Raw genomic sequence first — 18,852 nt, 5'->3', positions numbered from 1 at the left:
AAGTTCGAAGAGCAATACGAGTGCATTACTGAGTGGGAGGTAAGTCCATGCTAGTAGTTTCACAAAGTTCACTGGACGCGCTGGTGCAGGCCGTCGATGCCCCGCAGGAGACTGTTCCGGCGACCGTGGCCCGGCTCGTCGGCCGGACCCTGGCGGAGCTCGGCGTCGGGCATGTCTTCGGCGTCGTCGGCAGCGGCAACTTCGAGGTGACCAATGCCCTGCGCCTCGCCGGAGTGCCCTTCACCGCGGCCCGGCACGAGGGCGGCGCGGCCACGATGGCCGATGCCTACTCCCGGATGTCCGGGCGGGTGGGCGTCGTCAGTACCCACCAGGGCTGCGGGCTGAGCAACGCGATCACCGGGATCGGCGAAGCTGCCAAGAGCCGCACGCCGCTGATCGTGCTGACGGCCGACACTCAGGCCTCCGCGGTCCGGTCCAACTTCAAGATCGACCAGGATGCCCTCGCCCGCAGCGTCGGGGCCGTGAGCGAGCGGATCCATTCCCCGGCAACCGCCGTCGCGGACACCCTCCGGGCCTTCCGCACGGCACGGAACGAACGCCGCACCGTAGTTCTCAACCTGCCCCTCGACGTCCAGTCCGCCCCTGCCCCCGCCGCGCACCCGGGCGGGCACCCGGCCGTGGTTGCCGACGCCCAGCCGGTCCGCCCCTCCGCCGCCAGCGTCCGGCGCCTGGCGCACCTGATTAACGCCGCAGAGCGCCCGGTCTTTGTGGCAGGACGCGGCGCACGGACCGCCGGGGAGCAACTGCGGGCCCTGGCAGCCCACGCCGGCGCGCTCGTGGCCACATCGGCGGTGGCGAACGGGCTGTTCCAGGACGAGGACTTCAACCTCGGGATCTCCGGCGGGTTCTCGTCGCCGCTCAGCGCCGGGCTGATCCAGGGCGCCGACCTGATTATCGGCTGGGGCTGCGCGCTGAACATGTGGACCATGCGGCATGGCCACCTGATCTCGGACGGGACCGCCGTGGTGCAGGTCGACGTCGAGGACTCCGCGCTCGGCGCCAACCGGCCCGTCGACCTGGGCGTGGTGGGTGATGCCGCGCTGACCGCGGCGGATGTCCTCTCGGAGCTGCGGACGCTCCAGCCGGAACCGGCCGGGAAGTACCGCACCGCGGAGAACGCGGCCGCCATCGCAGAACGCTCGCGCTGGAACGGCGTCGAAACGCCGGACCTCTCCGGCGGCGGGCGGATCGATCCCCGCGTGCTGAGCCGCGAACTGGACGCCATCCTGCCCGCGGACCGGATTGTCTCGATCGACTCCGGCAACTTCATGGGCTACCCCAGCACCTACCTGAGGGTCCCCGACGAGTTCGGCTTCTGTTTCACCCAGGCCTTCCAGTCGATCGGCCTGGGCCTCTCCACGGCGATCGGAGCCGCGATGGCCAGGCCGGACCGGCTGCCGGTACTCGGCGCCGGGGACGGCGGGTTCCTGATGGGCATCAGCGAACTGGAGACCGCCGTCCGCCTGGAGCTGCCCCTGGTCTGCATCATCTACAACGACGCCGGCTACGGTGCGGAAGTCCACCACTTCGGCGCCGGCGGCACGGATGAGGGCGGCGCCGACGTCGGCCCTGCCGTCGATCTCAGTACCGTCACCTTCCCCGACACGGACATCGCCGCGATCGCCCGTGGCTTCGGCGCGGACGCCGTGACGGTCCGCAGCGTGGCGGACCTCAAAGAGGTCCGCGCCTGGGTGCGGGAGCGTCCCGCCCGTCCGCTGGTCATCGATGCCAAGATCGCGTCCGACGGCGGCGCGTGGTGGCTGGCCGAGGCATTCAAGGGGCACTGACACCCGCCCCCGGCAATCGATGACGATCGTTACGAAAACGATATATGCTGATTTGTTTACTGTCGGAATCAATGCGTGACACAGTGGGCACAGCATGTGAGCTACCACACAAATCCCCAATGAAATCTCAACGAGAGGTACATCCATGACGCAGTCAATGTCGACTGAGTTGCGCAACGAGGCCACACCTCGCTGGAAGGGCCACGCGGTCCTCATCCTGTGCTTCGTGGCCATCGTCTTTGATGGCTATGACCTGGTGGTCTACGGTTCCACCGTCCCCACGATCCTGAAGTTCCAGGAATGGGGTGTCACCCCCGCGCAGGCAGGCCTGATCGGCAGCCTGGCCCTGGTCGGGATGCTGGTCGGCACGCTCTCCGTCGGCATCCTGACCGACAAACTGGGCCGCCGCCGCATCATGCTGGCCTGCATCGCCTGGTTCTCCACCTGCATGCTGCTCACGGCCTTCGCTCCGACCGCCGAGGTCTTCGGCTTCCTGCGGTTCCTGACCGGCCTGGGCCTGGGTGGCATCGTGCCGACCTGCATTGCGCTGACCGTCGAGTACGCCCGCAAGGAGCGCCGCCAGATCGCCAACGCCGTCATGTTCAGCGGCTACTCGGTGGGCGGCGTCGGCGCATCGCTGCTCGCCATCAACCTCCTGCAGCACATCGACTTCCGCTGGATGTACGCCATCGGCGCCCTGCCCCTGGTCACCCTGCTCCCCATCGCCTGGAAGCTCCTGCCCGAATCGGTGGCGTACCTGGCCCGCAAGCAGCGCATCGAAGAAGCCAGAGCCACCGCGGACCGGTACGGCCTGGTCTACTCGGACATCGTCACGGCCGAGGACGTCAAGACAGGCGCCGAAGCACCCAAATCAGCCATGAAGACCTTGTTCACCCGCAAATGGGTCCGCTCCACGGTCCTGTTCGCGCTCGCCAACTTCTGCGGCCTGCTGCTGGTCTACGGGCTGAACACCTGGCTCCCGCAGATCATGCGCCAGGCCGGCTTCCAGCTCGGGGATGCCCTGACGTTCCTGCTGGTCCTCAACGCCGGCGCGATCGTGGGCTCCATCAGCGCCTCCGTGCTGGCGGACAAGATCGGCATCCGCAAGGTAGTGACGGCGTCCTTCCTCCTCGCCTTCGTCGCCATCCTGATGCTGAGCCTCCAGCTCCCGCTGGCGATGCTGCTCGTGATCGTCGCCTTCGCCGGCCTCGGCTCCGTGGGAACCCAGATTCTGGTGGGCGGCTACTGCGCCACCCACTACCCGCAGTCCCTGAGTGCCACCGCCCTCAGCTGGTCCCTTGGCATCGGGCGCATCGGCGCCATCTGCGGGCCGCTGATCGGCGGGCTGATCGCCGGCATGGCCTTCGGCTGGCAGCTTAACTTCTACATGTTCGCGGCCTTCGCCGTGGTCGGCGCCATTGTGGTGTTCTCGGTGCCGAAGCTGACCGAAAAGTAGCCCCTGGATCAGCCGCTGCGAAGGAGTCACGGACCAGTACACAGTCCGGAGGCCCATAACTCTTCGATAAAGGCCCGCCCCCGCAGCCGCGCGGGGCGGGCCTTGCTGTCTATCCTGAAGGGGTTAGCTGCAGTTCCGGGGAAGCGGGCTACGCCCATCAGCTGTCCGCCGAGCAAGGATTTCCGTGGCAATCGCAGAGTACGACGTCGTCATCCAACGGGATGCCATGAGCGTGTATGACTTCCTGCTGGACGCCCGCAACCTGCCCAGCTGGCGTGCAGGCGTCCGCAGCATTGAGCTGGAGTCCGGCGCCGCAGGGACGAAGGGCGCCGTGTACCGGCAGACCATCGCGGGCCCCGGCGGGCGCACCCTCAGCGGAGATTTTGAGATCACCGAGGCGCGGCCCGGGGCTGAGATCCAGTACAGGGCCCTGGCCGGGCTGGAGCGGATGCACGGCGGCTACTACCTGAGCACGGAAGGCGGCAGCACCCGCGTCCGTTTTGCCCTCGAGCGGGAGCCCCAGGGAATCATGGCCCGGCTGAGGTCCCCCTTCCGCCGGCGGATGAAGGCTGAAGTCTGCCAGCTGGAGCAGCTCAAATCGGTGCTGGAAGACCAACTGGAAGAACAGTCCGGGCCGTAACGGCAGTGCCGTAACACTGGCCCCGCGCACATTTGTTCCCCGCGGGTACGGTAATTTTGAGACTGTGCTGATCTCAGACCGCGACATTCGTGCCGAAATTGATTCCCAACGGATCGTTCTGGAGCCGTTCGACCCCGCCATGGTCCAGCCATCGTCGGTGGACGTCCGGATCGACAAGTTCTTCCGGCTCTTCGACAACCACAAGTACGCCCACATCGACCCGGCCGAGGAACAGCCCGAGCTGACCCGCCTGGTCGAGGTCGAGGCCGGCGAACCCTTCATCCTCCACCCCGGGGAATTTGTTCTGGGTTCCACGTACGAGACGGTGACGCTCCCCGACGATATCGCCGCCCGGCTCGAGGGCAAGTCCTCGCTGGGCAGGCTTGGCCTGCTCACGCACTCGACCGCCGGATTCATCGATCCTGGCTTCTCCGGCCACGTGACCCTGGAGTTGTCCAACATGGCGACGCTGCCGATCAAGCTGTGGCCGGGCATGAAGATCGGCCAGTTCTGCTTCTTCCGGCTCACCTCGGCCGCCGAACACCCGTACGGCTCCGGCGAGTACGGCAACCGCTACCAGGGCCAGCGCGGCCCGACGGCCAGCCGCAGCCACCTGAACTTCCACCGCACGGACGTCTGAGAACGCAACCGCGGGACGCGGTACTGACGGGCTGTGCGGCGCAGGCCTGCAGTGCGGTCAGATCCCGTCGGCCGTCCGGACCGCGGGCGGCTTTGCCGGGCGGCGCAGCATCGCCACGACCGGCTCCACGAACCGGGCCGCGAGCGGGCCCGTCACGGCCATAATCAGCACGTAGGCCGTCGCCAGCGCCGCGAGCTCCGCGGGGACGACGCCGGAGGCCACCGCGAGCCCGGCGATCACGATCGAGAACTCTCCGCGGGCGATCAGCGCGGCGCCGGCACGGAAGCGGCCCGGCACGCCGATCCCGGCGCGCTTCGCCGCCCAAATCCCGGTGAGCATTTTGGTGGTCGCCGTGACAATGGCCAGGAGCAGGGCCCAGCCAAGAACTGGCGGGATGGTGGAGGGGTCCGTGTTGAGGCCGAAGACCACAAAAAAGATCGCCGCGAAGAGATCCCGCAGCGGCTCCAGGATCCGCGTTGCGTTATGCGCGGTGGCACCTGAAATCGCAATTCCGAGCATAAAGGCGCCCACCGCCGCGGACACCTGCATGGCCGCGGCGAGACCGGCCACCAGCAGCGCCGCCCCAAGCAGATTGAGCAGGAACACCTCGGAGTTTTCGCTGTGCACGGCCTTGGATACGTGATGGCCGTGCCGCAGCGCGACCAGCAGGACCACAGTGACGACGGCGAGTGAGATCCCGACGGTCTGCAGCCCCACAACGAAGCTGACCCCGGCCAGGGTCGCCGTCAGGATCGGCAGGTAGATGGCCATGGCCAGATCCTCAAACACCAGGATCGAGAGCACCACCGGAGTTTCGCGGTTGCCGATCCGGCCAAGGTCCGTGATCACCTTGGCCGCGATCCCCGACGAGGAAATGTACGTGACGCCGCCCATCACCATCGCTCCGACCACGCCCCAGCCCAGCAGGATCGCGAGCAGGGCGCCCGGCAGGAAGTTCAGCACCAGGTCCAGGACGCCGGCCTGCCACGAGCGGCGCAGCCCGGTGACCAGTTCGGCGGCCGTATATTCCAATCCGAGCATAAGCAGGAGGAGGATGACGCCGATCTCGCTTGAGAGATGTGCGAATTCGTGCATACCTTCGAGCTTCACAACGCCGCCGGCCCCGAAGAACAGGCCGCCGATGAGGTACAACGGGATAGGGGACATGCCGATCCGCCCGGCCAGCCTCGCCAACATGCCGAGGCAAAAGACGACGGCCCCGAGTTCAATCAGGGTCAGTGCGAGCGGATCCATGCCGTCAGCCGTTGCGGAGGATGCCGGCCGCCGTGTCGAGGCCTTCTTGCGTCCCTACCGCAACCAGGAGATCGCCCGGGTGCAGGACGACGTCGGGTCCCGGTGAGGGGACCACCTCGCCCTCGCGCATGATCGCGACGATTGAGACGCCGCTGCGGGTCCGGATAGCGGCTTTGCCCATCGGCTGGTTCTGGAACGGGGAGCCGGCGGCGATGGAGAACTGCCGGGTGACGATCCCGGGAACCTCGCGGTGGGCTTCCGAAAGCTGCATGGCCAGGCGCTGGCCGCCCAGCAGGTTACCCAGTGCAGCGGCCTCGTCGGCCGTCAGCGGGATGGACGCCTGGCAGGTGTCCGGATCGTCCCACGTGGAGACGATCAGTTCGGTTTGGCCCTCGCGGTACTCCACGACGCCGATCCGCCGCCCGGAGGCGGTCATGAAGTCCTTGCGCCGGCCCAGTCCCGGGAGGTCTGTTTCATCCACGTTCATTCCTCCAGCCTAGTGCGCCGCATGGCTTTTCGGGCAGCGTCAGGAGGCGGGGACGATCGCGATTTCCGTCTTGTCCGGAGCCTTGACGGGGAGCAGGAGCAGCAGCCCGGCGAGGAGCACCACCATGATGCCAAGGATGCCCCAGCGCTGCGCCTCGCCCGGCTCCACCAACGGGGCGGCAACCGCGATGCACAGCGTGAAAAGGGCGGGGGCGAGGAAACTGACGGCCCGGCCCGTGGTGGCGTAGAGGCCAAACAGTTCTCCGGTTTCCCCGTGCGGGGCGAGCCGGGCCAGATAGGCCCGCGAGGAGGACTGCGCCGGCCCCACGAAGAGGCACAGGAACAACCCGAAAATCCAGAAGGTGGTGGTGCCGGCCCAAGCCATGCCGAAGATGGAATGGTTGTCGTTGCCGAGGACCAGGATCGCGGTGCCGGCGGTCAGCAGCCCGGCCAGCGAACCGGTGATCACCGCCTTCGGCCCGATCCGGTCGTCGAGGAAGCCTCCCAGGATGGCGCCCGCTGCGGCCACGACGTTCCCGAAGATGGCGAAGAAGATGACTTCTTTGAGCTCGAAGCCGAAGGTGCCCGCGGCGATGATGCCGCCGAAGGTGAACACGGCGGCCAGCCCGTCCCTGAACACGGCGCTGGCCAGCAGGAAGTAGATGGTGTGCGGGCTGGTCCGGTAGATCGCCTTGATCCGACGCCCCAGCAGGCCGTAGGAGGCCAGGAACCCGAGGCTGGCACCCTGCCTGGACCGGGGAAGCTCCGGGACGGCGAACAGGACGGGCAGCGCGAAGATGAAGAACCACAGCGCGGAGAACACTGCGACCAGGCGGATGTTCAGGCCATCCGCCGTCGAGGCGCCGAACCACTCGAAGCTGGGCTGGACAAAAAGCTGGAGCACCACCAGCAGCGCCACAATGCCGCCGAGGTAGCCCATGCCCCAGCCAAAGCCGCTGACCTTGCCGATGTTCTGCGGGGTGGAGATCTGGGTGAGCATGGCGTTGTAGTTCACGCCGGCAAACTCGAAGAATACGTTCGCCAGTGCAATCAGGGTCACGCCGAGCAGCAGGAACTCCGGCCGGGGGAACACAAAGAAGCACAGTGCGGTCAGGAGCGCGACGGCGGCGGTGTTGACCCCGAGCCAGAGCTTGCGGCGTCCGCCCGTATCGGAGCGCTGCCCGGTGACGGGGGCGAGCAGGGCGATGGCGGCGCCCGCGACGGCGAGTGCGCCGCCCAGGACAGCGGAGGCCTGGTCCTCGCCGCCGAAGGCATTGGAGGTCAGGTAGACGGTGAAGACGAAGGTGGTCATGACCGCGTTGAACGCGGCAGAGCCCCAGTCCCAGGCAGCCCAGGCGAGGATGCGGCCTTTGCGGGAGACCTGGCTTCCGGATTCCAGTTCCGAGGCGGGACGCATGGCCTCTTGGGCGGCGGCGGAGTTCATAGCTCGAATATTATCCGCACCGGGCACACGGCCCGGCGCACCCTGCGGAAAGAATTTGTCAACGCTTGGTAAACTGTCCGGACCGAACCTAACCAATGCCCCGCCTGCTCCAACTTTTGACAATCGAATTCCTGACGTTGCGGAGATACCAGTGATCACAGTCCTTGCCGTGCACTTTGCGGTGGCTGCTGTGGCGCCGTTTCTCTTCCGGAAGTTCGGCCGGAATTCGTTCTTCGCCCTCGCGGCGGTGCCCGCGGGCTCGTTCGTCTGGCTGATCCTCCAGCACGGCGCCGTCTATTCCGGTGAAAACCTGACCGGCGCTGCCGGCACTGCCGGCCCCGGCGTGTCCGAGGTCCTGCCGTGGATCCCCGAGCTGAGGATTGAGCTCGCCTTCCGGATGGACGCCCTGGCCTGGGTCATGTCCCTGCTGGTCCTCGGCGTGGGGGCGCTGGTCCTGGTCTACTGCGCCCGGTATTTCAAGGACAAGGACGACTACCTCGGCGGGTTTGGCGCCCAGCTGCTGGCCTTCGCCGGGGCCATGTTCGGCCTGGTTACGGCAGATGACCTGCTCCTCATGTTCATCTTCTGGGAACTGACCACCGTCCTGTCCTACCTGCTGATCGGCTACGCACGGACCCGGCTGTCAGCACGGCGCTCCGCGTTGCAGGCCCTCGTGGTGACCACCGCCGGGGGCCTGGCCATGCTGGTGGGCCTGATCATCCTCGGCTTCAACGCCGGGACCTACCGGATCTCCGCGATCCTCGACCAGGCGCCGGCCCTCGTCGCCGGGCCGGCCGCCGGAGCCGTGACGGCCGCCGTCGTTCTCATCCTGATTGGCGCGATCACCAAATCCGCGCTGATCCCGTTCCACTTCTGGCTCCCCGGCGCCATGGCTGCCCCCACCCCGGTGAGCGCCTACCTGCACGCCGCGGCCATGGTGAAAGCCGGCATCTACCTTGTGGCGCGGCTGGCGCCCGGATTCGCGGACACCACTTTTTGGCTGCCGGTGGTGCTAGGCCTGGGCCTGGCCACGATGCTGGTCGGCGGCTACCGGGCGCTGCGGCAGACCGATATCAAGCTCATCCTGGCGTACGGCACAGTCAGCCAGCTCGGCTTCATGACCATGGTGGTAGGCCTCGGCACCCCCGACGCGGCCCTCGCCGGCATCGCGCTGCTCCTCGCGCACGGCCTCTTCAAGGCCACCCTCTTCCTGGTGGTGGGCATCATCGACCACCAGGCCGGAACCCGGGACATCCGCAAGCTCTCCGGTGTCTACCGGTCCTCCCGTGCCCTTGCGATCGTGGCCGCGATCGGCGCCGCCTCGATGGCCGGCATCCCGCCGCTGGCCGGTTTCGTCGCGAAGGAATCGGTCTTCGAAGCCTTCGTCCACTACGCCTCAGACCCTGCCGCCGGCCTGTGGGGGCCGGTGGTCCTGGCCGGCCTGGTCGTGGGGTCCATCCTGACCTTCGCGTACAGTGCACGGTTCATGTGGGGCGCCTTCGCCGTCAAGTCCGGCGTCGACGCCACCCCCTTCAAGCCGATCCAACCGGCCTTCCTGGCCGCCCCCGCCATTCTCAGCCTCCTGACCATCGTCTACGGACTGTGGCCGGCTCCGGTGGACGGCTGGATCCAGCCGTACGCGGCACTGTTCGTGCCCGCCGGGGAGGACGTGGCAGCCGCCGCCGGCCACCTGGCGCTCTGGCACGGCCTGACCCCCGCCCTGGGGCTGACCGCCATTTCCTTCGCACTCGGCCTGGCCATGTTCTACGGCCGCAACACCGTCGCCCGGCTCCAGGGACTGGTCCCGGGCTGGATCGACGGCGACCGCACCTACCAGCTGACCATCGGCGCTCTCGACGACGTCGCCGTTTGGATCACCGGGCGGACACAGCGCGGTTCGCTGTACTTCTACCTGTCCGTCATCCTGACCGTCGCGTTCGTCCTGCCGCTCACCGCGCTGGTGCTGGCCAACAAGCCGCTGCCCGGTGACCTCTACTTCATCGACCCCAACTCACCGCTGCAGATCGTCGTGGGTGCGGGGATCGTGATCGGCGCGCTGGCCGCCGTGCGCGCCAACAAGCGCTTCCTGGCCGTCCTCATGGTGTCCGTTACCGGCTACGGCATCGCCTTGATGTTCGCGCTGCAGGGCGCCCCGGACCTCGCGCTGACCCAGATGCTGGTGGAGACCATCATCCTGGTGGCCTTCGTCCTCGCCATGCGCAGCCTGCCCGCCGAACTGCGGGACCGCACCGGCGGACGGTACCGGGTGGTCCGCGTGATCATCGGGGCCGCCTTCGGCGTCACGATGGTGTTCGCCGCCATCTACGCCCTCGGCGCCCGCGTGGCAGCGCCCGTCTCGCTCGAATTCCCGCAGCTGGCGTACGAAGGTGGCGGCGGACTGAACATCGTCAACGTGACCCTCGTTGACATCCGTGCCTGGGACACCTTCGGCGAGATCTCCGTGCTGGCACTGGCGGCCACCGGCGTCGCCAGCCTCATCTTCGTCCGTGGCCGCGGCGACCGGAGCCCTGCGTCGTCGAGCGTCGCGGAGGGCACTGTCGGACGGCGGAAGCCCGGCGCCCCGGGCAGGGGCAACACCCGCGACGACGCCGCGCTTGCCATGAGCCGCCGTTTTGCCGCCTCCAGCCGCGACGCGTGGCTCGTTGCGGGGCGGACCCTGGCGCCGGAACGCCGCTCGATCATCTTCGAAGTGGTCACGCGGCTGATCTTCCACTCGATGATCGTCTTCTCGATCTACCTCCTGCTGGCCGGCCACAACCTCCCCGGCGGAGGCTTCGCCGGGGGCCTCACCGCCGGGCTTGCACTCACCATCCGCTACCTGGCCGGCGGCCGTTTCGAGCTGCGCGAAGCCACCCCGGTCAGTGCCGGCGCGCTGCTGGGCATAGGCCTAGCCACGGCCGCGGCCTCCGGCGTCGCGCCGCTGCTGCTGGGCGGCCAGGTATTCCAGTCCGCCATTCTCGAGTTCTGGCTGCCGGTCTTTGGCGACGTCAAGTTCGTCACCTCCACCATCTTCGACATCGGCGTGTACATCGTGGTCGTCGGGCTGGCGCTGGATGTCCTGCGCAGCCTGGGCGCCGAGATCGACGAGCATTTCGAGGAGCACCCGGCGGAACCGTCCGAAGACCAGGAAGCCGGCGATGTCCCGGCCGAAACCACAGCCAAGGGGAAAGCATGAGCGTTAACCTGACCCTGCTGACGGTCATGGGGGCACTGTATGCCTGCGGCATTTACCTCATCCTGGAACGCAGCCTCACCCGGGTCCTGCTGGGCCTGATGATGCTGACCAACGCCACCAACCTGCTGATCCTCACCACGGGCGGCTATGCGGGCCTGGCGCCGTTGTTCAGCCAGGGCACCGGTCCCGGCGAGTACAACGATCCGCTGCCCCAGGCCCTGATCCTCACGTCGATCGTGATCTCCTTCGCCGTCACGGCGTTTATGCTCGGGCTCATCTACCGCACCTGGGTGCTGGCCCGCGAGGATGAGATCCAGGACGACGCCGAGGACCGGCGCGTCGCCAAGACCCCCAGCTTCGACGTCGAGGACGACTCCGTGATCCCGGTGGAAACGTCCGAATTCCCGTTGACGATGATCGGCGGGGACGGCGACGCGATATCCAACACCCCCGCCGGGGCCGCCGGGGCCTCCGGCGCCACCGTGAAGGTGGGCGACCACAAGCTCGAGGCCGCCGAGACGGCGTCGGAAGAACAGCCCGGCTCCCTCAACGTGGCAGCACCCAAGCAGGAAGGAGGCCGACAGTGAACATTGCCAGTTTCGCCCCGCTCGCCGTCCTCTTTCCCATCCTCGGCGCTGCCCTGACATTCCTGCTGATCCGGCACACGAGGGCCCAGCGGACCGTAAGCATCGCCGTCCTTTCCGTAACGCTGCTGCTCGAATGCTGGCTGCTTGCCTCCGTCTGGGACGGCGGCACAGCGGCGGTCAATATCGGCGGCTGGCTCCCGCCCTGGGGCATCGTGATGGTGGTGGACCAGTTCTCCTCGCTGATGCTCGTAGTGTCCTCCTCCGTGAGCCTGGCCGTGTTGGTCTACGCCACCGGGCAGGGCATGGCCGACGGCGACCAGGACGCGCCGGTCTCGATCTTCCACCCCACCTACCTGATCCTGGTGGCTGGAGTGTCCAACGCCTTCCTCTCCGGGGACCTGTTCAACCTCTATGTGGGCTTCGAGATCCTGCTGACCGCGAGTTACGTGCTGATGACACTCGGCGGGACCGGTCCGCGGATCCGGGCCGGAGTGACCTACGTTGTGGTCTCGGTGGTATCGTCCGTGCTCTTCCTGATCGCGATTGCCATGATCTACGGGGCCACGGGGACCATCAACATGGCCGACCTCGCCATCAAGCTCGCGGAGCTGGATCCGGGCACCCGGAACCTGCTGCACGTCATGCTGCTCGTGGCGTTCGGGATCAAGGCCGCGGTGTTCCCGCTGTCCTTCTGGCTGCCCGACTCCTACCCAACGGCGCCGGCCCCGGTCACAGCCGTGTTCGCCGGCCTGCTGACCAAGGTGGGCGTTTACGCCATGGTCCGGACAGAAACGCTGCTGTTCCCGGGAGACACGTTCAATACGCCGCTGATGGTCGCCGCCCTGCTGACCATGGTGGTCGGGATCCTCGGCGCCCTGGCCCAGAGCGACATCAAACGACTCCTGTCCTTCACCCTGGTCAGCCACATCGGCTACATGGTGTTCGGCCTGGCTATGTCCTCGGTGGCCGGGCTGGGCGCCGCCGTGTTCTACGTCGCCCACCACATCACCATCCAGACCAGCTTGTTCCTGGTGACGGGCCTGATCGAACGCCGCGGCGGCAGTTCCTCGATGGACCGCGTCGCCGGCCTGGCCAAGCTGTCCCCATTGCTGGCGGTGCTGTTCTTCGTCCCCGCCATGAACCTGGCGGGCATCCCGCCGTTCTCCGGTTTCCTGGGCAAACTAGGCCTGCTGCAGGCCGGCGTCCAGCTCGGCACCCCGCTGGCCTATGCGCTGGTGATCGGCGGTGTGCTGACCAGCCTGCTGACACTGCTGGCCATCGCCAGGGTCTGGAACCGCGCCTTCTGGCGAAAGCCTGAGGATGCCGAACACCCCGACCCGGTGCTGCTGGCGGATCCCGCCGACTCGGCCAGGGGCGACCGGGCCGGAAAGACGAATGTCACCCTCCTGCCGCGGACGATGGTGGGTTCCACGCTGGGGCTGGTCCTCTTCGGCGTCGGGCTGACGGTCTTTGCCGGGCCGCTGTTCCGGGTGGCGGACCAGTCCGCCGTCGACATGCTGGACCGGACCTCGTATATCCAGGCTGTCCTCGGCGAGGGAACACCCGTTCCGGCGCTCTCCCAGCCTCGACCGGACCCCGCCGGCGTTCCGCCGGCCAGCGGGGAGGAGCGCAAATGAGCCGGAAACGGATATCCCTGCGCCAGGAACTGCCGCTGCTGGTCTGGCTCGTGATTGTCTGGGCCGCACTGTGGCAGGACTTCAGTCCGGGCAACCTGCTCTTCGGCGCCCTCATTGCGGTGCTGGTGGCCCGGCTGTTCTACCTGCCCCCGGTGGAACTCGGCGGACGCTTCAACGTGCTGCGCGCCGTTCCGTTCGCCCTGATGTTCCTGGCCAGGGTCGTGGTGGCGAGCTTCCAGGTCCTGTTCCTGGCCGTGGCAAAAGGCCCCAACGTCGTCAGCGCCGTGGTCGCCGTCCCGCTGCGGAGCCACTCCGACCTGCTGGTCACCGCCACGGGGCATGTGACCGCGTTGATCCCCGGATCGCTGGTGGTGGAAGTCGACCGCTCCACGTCCACGCTCTACATCCACGGCATCAACGTCCGCAGCGCCGAAGATGCCGCGCAGCTGCGCGCGGACGTCCGCAACACCGAAGCCGGTTTGATCAGGATCATGGGCACCAAAGCCGAACTGTCCGCCCTCAACCAGGAGCTGGTGCCATGATGCAGCTTGTCCTGACTGTCACCGCCGTCGTGCTGTCCCTGGCCGCCGGGGGAGCGATCATCCGGATCGCCAGGGGTCCGTCGCTGCTGGACCGTGTGCTCGCCGCTGACGTGCTGCTGGCCATCCTGGGAGCTGCGTTGTGTATCGACATGGCCGTGAACCGGCACCTGAACAACCTCATGCTGCTCGTGGCGGTGTCCCTGATCGGGTTTGTCGGCTCAGTGACGGTGGCCCGGTTCGTCGCCGACCGAAGGGAGCAGCCCCGTGAATCCTGAGACGTTTTCCGGCGATGCCGTGATCGACGCCGTCTCGGCCGTTTTCCTGGTGGTCGGCGCGCTGATGTCCCTTGCCGCGGCGGTGGGGCTGCTGCGGTTCCCGGACCTCATGACCCGGATGCACGCGGCCACCAAGCCGCAGGTGCTGGGGCTGTTCCTGCTGCTGTGCGCGCTGGGGCTTCAAATGCGCACCTGGTGGGTCTGGCCCGTGCTGGTGGTGGCCTGGATCTTCCAGCTGCTGACGGTGCCGGTGTCGGCGCACATGGTGGGCCGGGCCGGTTACCGCACCAAGCACCTGCACCCGGAGCTGCTCAGCACCGACGAACTGGAAGCCGTGGTGCAGCAGGCGGCCGGAACGCGCGGTTTCACGGACGACGACGGCGACGAGGTTACCGGCGGGCGGTGATGGCTGGTGCGCCCTAAACGAGGCGCTTTAGACGATGTCCTGGGTCTTGGCGAAGCGCGTGATTGCGCGCTGCGTGCCGCGGTTGGCGAGGACCTGGATGATGGCGCTGACGGACGCTGAGATCAGCGCGAAGGTCAGTGCGTGGCGCAGTGTGGTGGGGACGTCGTCGTCTTGGCCCTTGGGCGGCTTGCTGCCCGTGGACTTCTCCCAGACGGTGTCGACGAGTTTGGTGCCAGCGAAGCCGGCCAGCAGGCTGACGCCGGTGCCGAGCAACTTGATGAGGATGTTCATTCTGCGGACTCCTTGGAGGCGGGAACTGGGCTTCCCCTAGCGTAGCGTTCTTGGCCCGGCGGTCCAGCCAGGCAGGCAGGGGGCGGGACAGGTCAGCCTGAGGTACCCGCGCGGCCGAGGATGTCCGACAGGGCCTCGACCACCAGTTCATGGTCGGCTTTCTGCGGCAGACCCGACACCGTGACGGTGCCTACCATCCCGGTTCCGCGCACGTAGATGGGGAAGGCCCCGCCGTGGGCGGCAAATTCCTTCTCATCGAACCAGGCGTTGTCCTCGATCATCCGCCCCGCGGCCCGGGCCCGGAGTCCCACCAGCAGCGACGGGACCTCGTACCGCACGGCCGTGCGCTGCTTGGCCCTGATCCAGCGCTCGTTGTCCGGGGTGGCGCCCTCCAGCGCCGCATGGAAAAGCACCTGCTCGCCCTTGGTGATGTCGATGGCGATCGGGTGGGAGCGCTGCCTGCCCAGTTCCACCAGGCGGAGCCCCAGATCCAGGGCGTCGTCCTTGCTGAAAGACCGGAACTGCAGTTCGTCCATTTCCGCCAGGATGCTGCCGATGAGTGCCGCCAGGGAGCCGTGCGGCTGCGGTTCGGCGGAGTCCGGATCGTAGCCGGGTGAAGGAACTGGTGAGGTGGTCACGTGATTCAGCTTCCGTTGGTTGGCCGCCGTCGGGTAGCCAAACGGCCGCGGCGGTGTCCGGTGTTCCATGCCCTGCCGACTCTACCAAGCAAGGGTCCGCAGGTCACCGGCGGCCAAGCCGGCGGATTGTGACGGACGGGCCCGGAAAACAACCTCTTCCGGGTGTAAACTGGGCCACGCCCACAAGGGCTATTTTCAATACGACAGGGGAGCGCCGCCGTCGGGCATCACCGGGGAAATCCGGGGAAACCACAGGTGGGCGCTGAGAGTGCGGACAGCCGCAGACCCTCGAACCTGATCCGGTTAGTACCGGCGCAAGGGAGTCGAGTTCTCGGAGTGCCCGGAGCGGTGGCAGAAGCCGCGGCCCGGGGCACTCTCCCCTCCTGTTCCTCAGGAGGACGATATGACTGATACATCTGCTGCATCTGTGAAACAAACGCGCACCCGACTCAACTACAACTGGCGTGTAGTGGACATTGTGGTGGCCGCGTTGATCGCGGTGGCGGGCGGCGTGATCTTCTGGGCCTGGTCCCAGGGCGCCAACCTCATTTCCGCCCCCGTCAACGCCTTCTACCCGCCACTCACCGGGCTCTACGCCGGCGGCTGGATGATCCCGGCGGTGCTGGGCATGCTCATCATCCGCAAGCCGGGCGCCGCACTGTTCTGCGAAGCGGTGGCCGCCACGGGCGAGCTGATCATGGGCTCGCAGTACGGCACCACGGTGCTGATCTCCGGGATCCTGCAGGGCCTCGGCGCGGAACTGGTGTTCGCCGCGTTCATCTACAAGAAGTTCAACCTGCCGGTGTCCCTGCTGGCCGGGGCCGGCGCGGGCCTGTTCTGCGGGCTGAACGATGCGTTTATGCCCTGGGGCTGGAACATTGCCTACGCAGGCGGTGACAAGCTTGCCTACATCATCTTCACCGCCATCTCCGGCGCTGTGATCGCCGGCGGCCTGTCCTGGCTCGCCACCCGGGGACTGGCCAGGACCGGCGTGCTGAGCTCCTTTGCCTCCCGCAAGGCGGCTACGGAGCCCGTCTTCTCCTGATGCCTGCCTTAGAGGGGGTCCGCCCGGCCTCGATCACCGCTCGCGGCTGGGGCTGGCGGCACGCCGGCCGGTCCCGGCCCGCCGTCAGCGGCCTGGACCTGGACATCCGGCCCGGGGAGCGCGTGCTGCTGCTGGGGCCCTCGGGCGCCGGCAAGTCCACGCTGCTCCACGCCCTGGCCGGGGTGCTGGGCGACAGCTCCGCCGGTGACGCCGGCCGTACGGCCGGCACCGCGCCGGCTGACAGCGAGGACGCAGACGAGACCGGCAGCCTGCTGATCGACAGCGCCCCGCCCCGGGCCCGGCGTGGCCGTGCCGGGCTGATGCAGCAGGACCCGGAGACCCAGGTGGTGCTCTCGCGCCTTGGCGACGACGTCGCTTTCGGCGCGGAAAACCTGTCCGTACCCCCGGCGGACATCTGGCCACGCGTGGCGGAAGCGCTCGACGACGTCGGGCTGGGCCGGCTGCCGCTGGACCACCCGACGTCGGCCCTCTCCGGCGGCCAGAAGCAGCGGCTGGCACTGGCCGGCATCCTCGCGATGCGCCCCGGGTTGATCCTGCTTGACGAACCGACCGCCAACCTGGACCCCGACGGCGTCCTGGAAGTCCGGGACGCCGTCGGGCGCTGCCTGGACAAAACCGGGGCCACCCTGGTGGTGGTGGAACACCGCGTCTCGGTCTGGAAAGACCTCGTGGACAGGATTGTGGTGCTGCAGCCGGGATCCGCCACGGACTCCGCCGTGCTGATCGACGGGCCGCCGGACCAGGTCCTGGCGCAGGCGCGGGACATGCTCACCGCGGCCGGGGTCTGGGTACCCGGCTACGTGCCGGAGACCCGGGCACGCGGATCACGGACCCCCGGCCAGGAAGCCGCGGCCGGCACTTCGGGGCAGCTGCTGCTGGCCGCGGAGGATCTGGCGGTCTCGCGGGAACGGCAGCGGCGGGCGGGACTCCGAGGCGGCTTCCGTCCCATTCCGCCGGAGCCTGTGCAGTCCGGCATCTCGGCCCAGGTCCGCGCCGGCGAGGCGCTCACCATCACGGGACCGAATGGTTCGGGGAAGTCCACCTTCGCCCTGACCCTGGCCGGCCTGCTTGCGCCGGTCTCCGGCCGGGTGTCCGCCACCCTGGCACTCAGCGCCGGCGCCGGGATCGATCCGTACCGGTGGAAGGCCCAGCAGCTGATCGCCAGGATCGGCACCGTGTTCCAGGAACCCGAACACCAGTTCGTCACCGGACGCGTCCTGGATGAGCTGATGTTCGGCCCCCGGCACCTGGGCCGCGGCGGGGAACGCGTCGACGAGCTGCTGGAGCGGCTGCGGCTGACCGAGCTGGTGGACGCCAACCCGTACACGCTCTCGGGCGGCGAAAAGCGGCGCCTGTCCGTGGCCACTGTCCTCGCCGCGCACCCCCAGGTGCTGGTCCTGGACGAACCCACCTTCGGCCAGGACGCCAACACCTGGGCCGAACTCGCCTCGTTCCTGTCCGAATTGCTCGACGGCGGCACTGCCGTCGTCTCAGTGACGCACGACGCCGAATTCAGCGAGGTCCTCGGCGGCACCAGATTGAGCCTCCACGCCCCGGAACACGGGGAACCGGGCCGGGAGCCCGGGCCACAGGAGCCTGAACGCCGGGAGCCTGAACGCCGGGAACCGGGGAAGGTCCAAGCACCATGAGGCAGGAACTGACTCTGCGCGGCAACCATGCGCTGCTGACGCGCGCAAACCCGCTGGCGAAGTTCGCCGCCGTTATGCTCATCACGATGGTGCTGGCGCTGTCCATCGACTGGGTGTCAGCCTCGGTGGCGCTCGCCTTCGAACTGGCACTGCTGCCGCTGGCCGGGCTGACCCTCGGCGTGCTCTGGCAGCGGGGCTGGCCCCTGGTCCTCGCCGCTGCGCTGGGCGGCTGGAGCACAACGATTCTGGCACCGGACAGCGGGAGCATCCTGCTCGACGCCAGGATCTGGTCGATCAGCGAAGGGTCCCTGGAGCTGGGGCTCGGATTTATGATCCGCGGCCTGGCCATCGCGCTGCCGGCAGTATTGCTGATGAGCTGCACCGATCCCACGGACCTGGCCGACGCCCTCGCGCAGAAGGCGAAACTGCCGCACCGCTTCGTCCTCGGCACCCTGGCGGCGCTGCGCCTTGTGGGACTGATGGCCGAGGAATGGCAGACCATCGGCATGGCCCGCCGCGCCCGCGGCGTGGGCTCCCACGGGAACCCGCTGCAGCGGCTGCGGGCCACCCTGGGGCAGAGTTTCGGGCTGCTGGTGCAGGCCGTCCGGCGCGCCTCCCGGCTGGCTGTCACCATGGAGGCCCGCGGCTTCGGCAGCGCACAACGGACCTGGGCCCGGACGTCGGTCTTCAGCGGCCTGGACGCCTGGGTGTTCCTGGGCGGGCTGCTGATTGCCGGAGCCGCCGTCGCCTCCGCCCTGGCTGCGGGGACTTGGAACATGGTCTTCCTGGCGAGGCAATAGCGCCAGTTATCGCACAGTGCGGGTAGCACTGTGAGAT

The 18,852-nt window shown here is 67.9% G+C and carries 18 protein-coding genes and 1 riboswitch; of the genes, 13 read left to right on the top strand and 5 right to left on the bottom strand.

The annotated features are described in order from the left end of the window. Positions 1-47: 47 nt before the first annotated feature. The 4 genes from LDO13_RS16925 (at position 48) to dcd (ending at position 4,544) form a co-directional block, all read left to right on the top strand. Complete coding sequence (locus LDO13_RS16925; RefSeq protein ID WP_224047835.1) at positions 48-1,808, top strand: thiamine pyrophosphate-binding protein; 1,761 nt, start codon at positions 48-50, stop codon at positions 1,806-1,808. Between the two features lie 145 nt (positions 1,809-1,953). Then, positions 1,954-3,264 carry an aromatic acid/H+ symport family MFS transporter gene (locus LDO13_RS16920; RefSeq protein WP_224047834.1) on the top strand — a complete coding sequence of 437 codons (1,311 nt, stop codon included), beginning with the start codon at positions 1,954-1,956 and terminating at the stop codon, positions 3,262-3,264. 184 nt (positions 3,265-3,448) lie between these two features. Continuing rightward, on the top strand, positions 3,449-3,904 hold the full coding sequence (locus LDO13_RS16915; protein ID WP_224047833.1) for an SRPBCC family protein: 456 nt from the start codon (positions 3,449-3,451) through the stop codon (positions 3,902-3,904). A gap of 64 nt (positions 3,905-3,968) precedes the next feature. After that, positions 3,969-4,544 (top strand): dCTP deaminase, encoded by a 576-nt coding sequence (gene dcd, locus LDO13_RS16910; RefSeq protein ID WP_224047832.1) that lies wholly within the window; start codon positions 3,969-3,971, stop codon positions 4,542-4,544. Positions 4,545-4,601: 57 nt separating this feature from the next. Here the strand turns inward: dcd and LDO13_RS16905 are convergent, their stop codons facing one another. From LDO13_RS16905 to LDO13_RS16895, 3 genes are read right to left on the bottom strand one after another with little or no spacing between them, the layout of a single operon-like run. After that, on the bottom strand, positions 4,602-5,798 hold the full coding sequence (locus LDO13_RS16905) for a cation:proton antiporter (RefSeq protein WP_224047831.1): 1,197 nt from the start codon (positions 5,796-5,798) through the stop codon (positions 4,602-4,604). A gap of 4 nt (positions 5,799-5,802) precedes the next feature. Beyond that, positions 5,803-6,285 carry a cation:proton antiporter regulatory subunit gene (locus LDO13_RS16900; protein WP_224047830.1) on the bottom strand — a complete coding sequence of 161 codons (483 nt, stop codon included), beginning with the start codon at positions 6,283-6,285 and terminating at the stop codon, positions 5,803-5,805. A gap of 39 nt (positions 6,286-6,324) precedes the next feature. Further along, on the bottom strand, positions 6,325-7,728 hold the full coding sequence (locus LDO13_RS16895) for an MFS transporter (protein WP_224047829.1): 1,404 nt from the start codon (positions 7,726-7,728) through the stop codon (positions 6,325-6,327). Positions 7,729-7,879: 151 nt separating this feature from the next. On the opposite strand from LDO13_RS16895, the gene LDO13_RS16890 reads away from it, so the two are divergent. From LDO13_RS16890 to mnhG, 6 genes are read left to right on the top strand one after another with little or no spacing between them, the layout of a single operon-like run. Continuing rightward, positions 7,880-10,924, top strand: a complete 3,045-nt coding sequence (locus LDO13_RS16890; RefSeq protein WP_224047828.1) for a Na+/H+ antiporter subunit A — start codon at positions 7,880-7,882, stop codon at positions 10,922-10,924. Next, on the top strand, positions 10,921-11,511 hold the full coding sequence (locus tag LDO13_RS16885) for a Na(+)/H(+) antiporter subunit C (RefSeq protein WP_224047827.1): 591 nt from the start codon (positions 10,921-10,923) through the stop codon (positions 11,509-11,511). Before LDO13_RS16890 ends, LDO13_RS16885 begins: the two co-directional genes overlap by 4 nt. Further along, complete coding sequence (locus tag LDO13_RS16880) at positions 11,508-13,148, top strand: Na+/H+ antiporter subunit D (RefSeq protein WP_224047826.1); 1,641 nt, start codon at positions 11,508-11,510, stop codon at positions 13,146-13,148. Before LDO13_RS16885 ends, LDO13_RS16880 begins: the two co-directional genes overlap by 4 nt. Then, entirely contained in the window at positions 13,145-13,690 is a 546-nt protein-coding gene (locus LDO13_RS16875) for a Na+/H+ antiporter subunit E (protein ID WP_224047825.1), read from the top strand. The genes LDO13_RS16880 and LDO13_RS16875 overlap by 4 nt, the downstream gene beginning before the upstream one ends. Then, positions 13,687-13,965 (top strand): monovalent cation/H+ antiporter complex subunit F, encoded by a 279-nt coding sequence (locus tag LDO13_RS16870; protein WP_224047824.1) that lies wholly within the window; start codon positions 13,687-13,689, stop codon positions 13,963-13,965. The genes LDO13_RS16875 and LDO13_RS16870 overlap by 4 nt, the downstream gene beginning before the upstream one ends. Then, positions 13,955-14,371 carry a monovalent cation/H(+) antiporter subunit G gene (mnhG, locus tag LDO13_RS16865; protein ID WP_224047823.1) on the top strand — a complete coding sequence of 139 codons (417 nt, stop codon included), beginning with the start codon at positions 13,955-13,957 and terminating at the stop codon, positions 14,369-14,371. Before LDO13_RS16870 ends, mnhG begins: the two co-directional genes overlap by 11 nt. 27 nt (positions 14,372-14,398) lie before the next feature. On the opposite strand, the gene LDO13_RS16860 is transcribed toward mnhG, so the two are convergent. Further along, positions 14,399-14,662 (bottom strand): DUF4235 domain-containing protein, encoded by a 264-nt coding sequence (locus LDO13_RS16860; RefSeq protein WP_224047822.1) that lies wholly within the window; start codon positions 14,660-14,662, stop codon positions 14,399-14,401. A 92-nt stretch (positions 14,663-14,754) separates the two neighbouring features. After that, positions 14,755-15,300 (bottom strand): heme-degrading domain-containing protein, encoded by a 546-nt coding sequence (locus tag LDO13_RS16855; RefSeq protein ID WP_224047821.1) that lies wholly within the window; start codon positions 15,298-15,300, stop codon positions 14,755-14,757. Positions 15,301-15,495: 195 nt separating this feature from the next. After that, a riboswitch (TPP riboswitch) is annotated at positions 15,496-15,639 on the top strand. 64 nt (positions 15,640-15,703) lie between these two features. Here LDO13_RS16855 and LDO13_RS16850 point away from each other — a divergent pair. From LDO13_RS16850 to LDO13_RS16840, 3 genes are read left to right on the top strand one after another with little or no spacing between them, the layout of a single operon-like run. Continuing rightward, positions 15,704-16,345, top strand: coding sequence for an ECF transporter S component (locus LDO13_RS16850; protein ID WP_224047820.1), 642 nt, complete (start codon positions 15,704-15,706; stop codon positions 16,343-16,345). Further along, positions 16,345-18,015 carry an ABC transporter ATP-binding protein gene (locus tag LDO13_RS16845; protein ID WP_224047819.1) on the top strand — a complete coding sequence of 557 codons (1,671 nt, stop codon included), beginning with the start codon at positions 16,345-16,347 and terminating at the stop codon, positions 18,013-18,015. Before LDO13_RS16850 ends, LDO13_RS16845 begins: the two co-directional genes overlap by 1 nt. Next, positions 18,012-18,815 (top strand): energy-coupling factor transporter transmembrane component T, encoded by an 804-nt coding sequence (locus tag LDO13_RS16840; protein WP_224047818.1) that lies wholly within the window; start codon positions 18,012-18,014, stop codon positions 18,813-18,815. Before LDO13_RS16845 ends, LDO13_RS16840 begins: the two co-directional genes overlap by 4 nt. The last annotated feature ends 37 nt before the right edge of the window (positions 18,816-18,852 follow it).

The organism is Arthrobacter sp. NicSoilB4, from assembly GCF_019977335.1.
In the GTDB taxonomy this organism is placed as follows: domain Bacteria; phylum Actinomycetota; class Actinomycetes; order Actinomycetales; family Micrococcaceae; genus Arthrobacter.
Note: the sequence above shows the minus strand (reverse complement) of the source record. Positions and strands in the feature narration are given on the sequence as shown.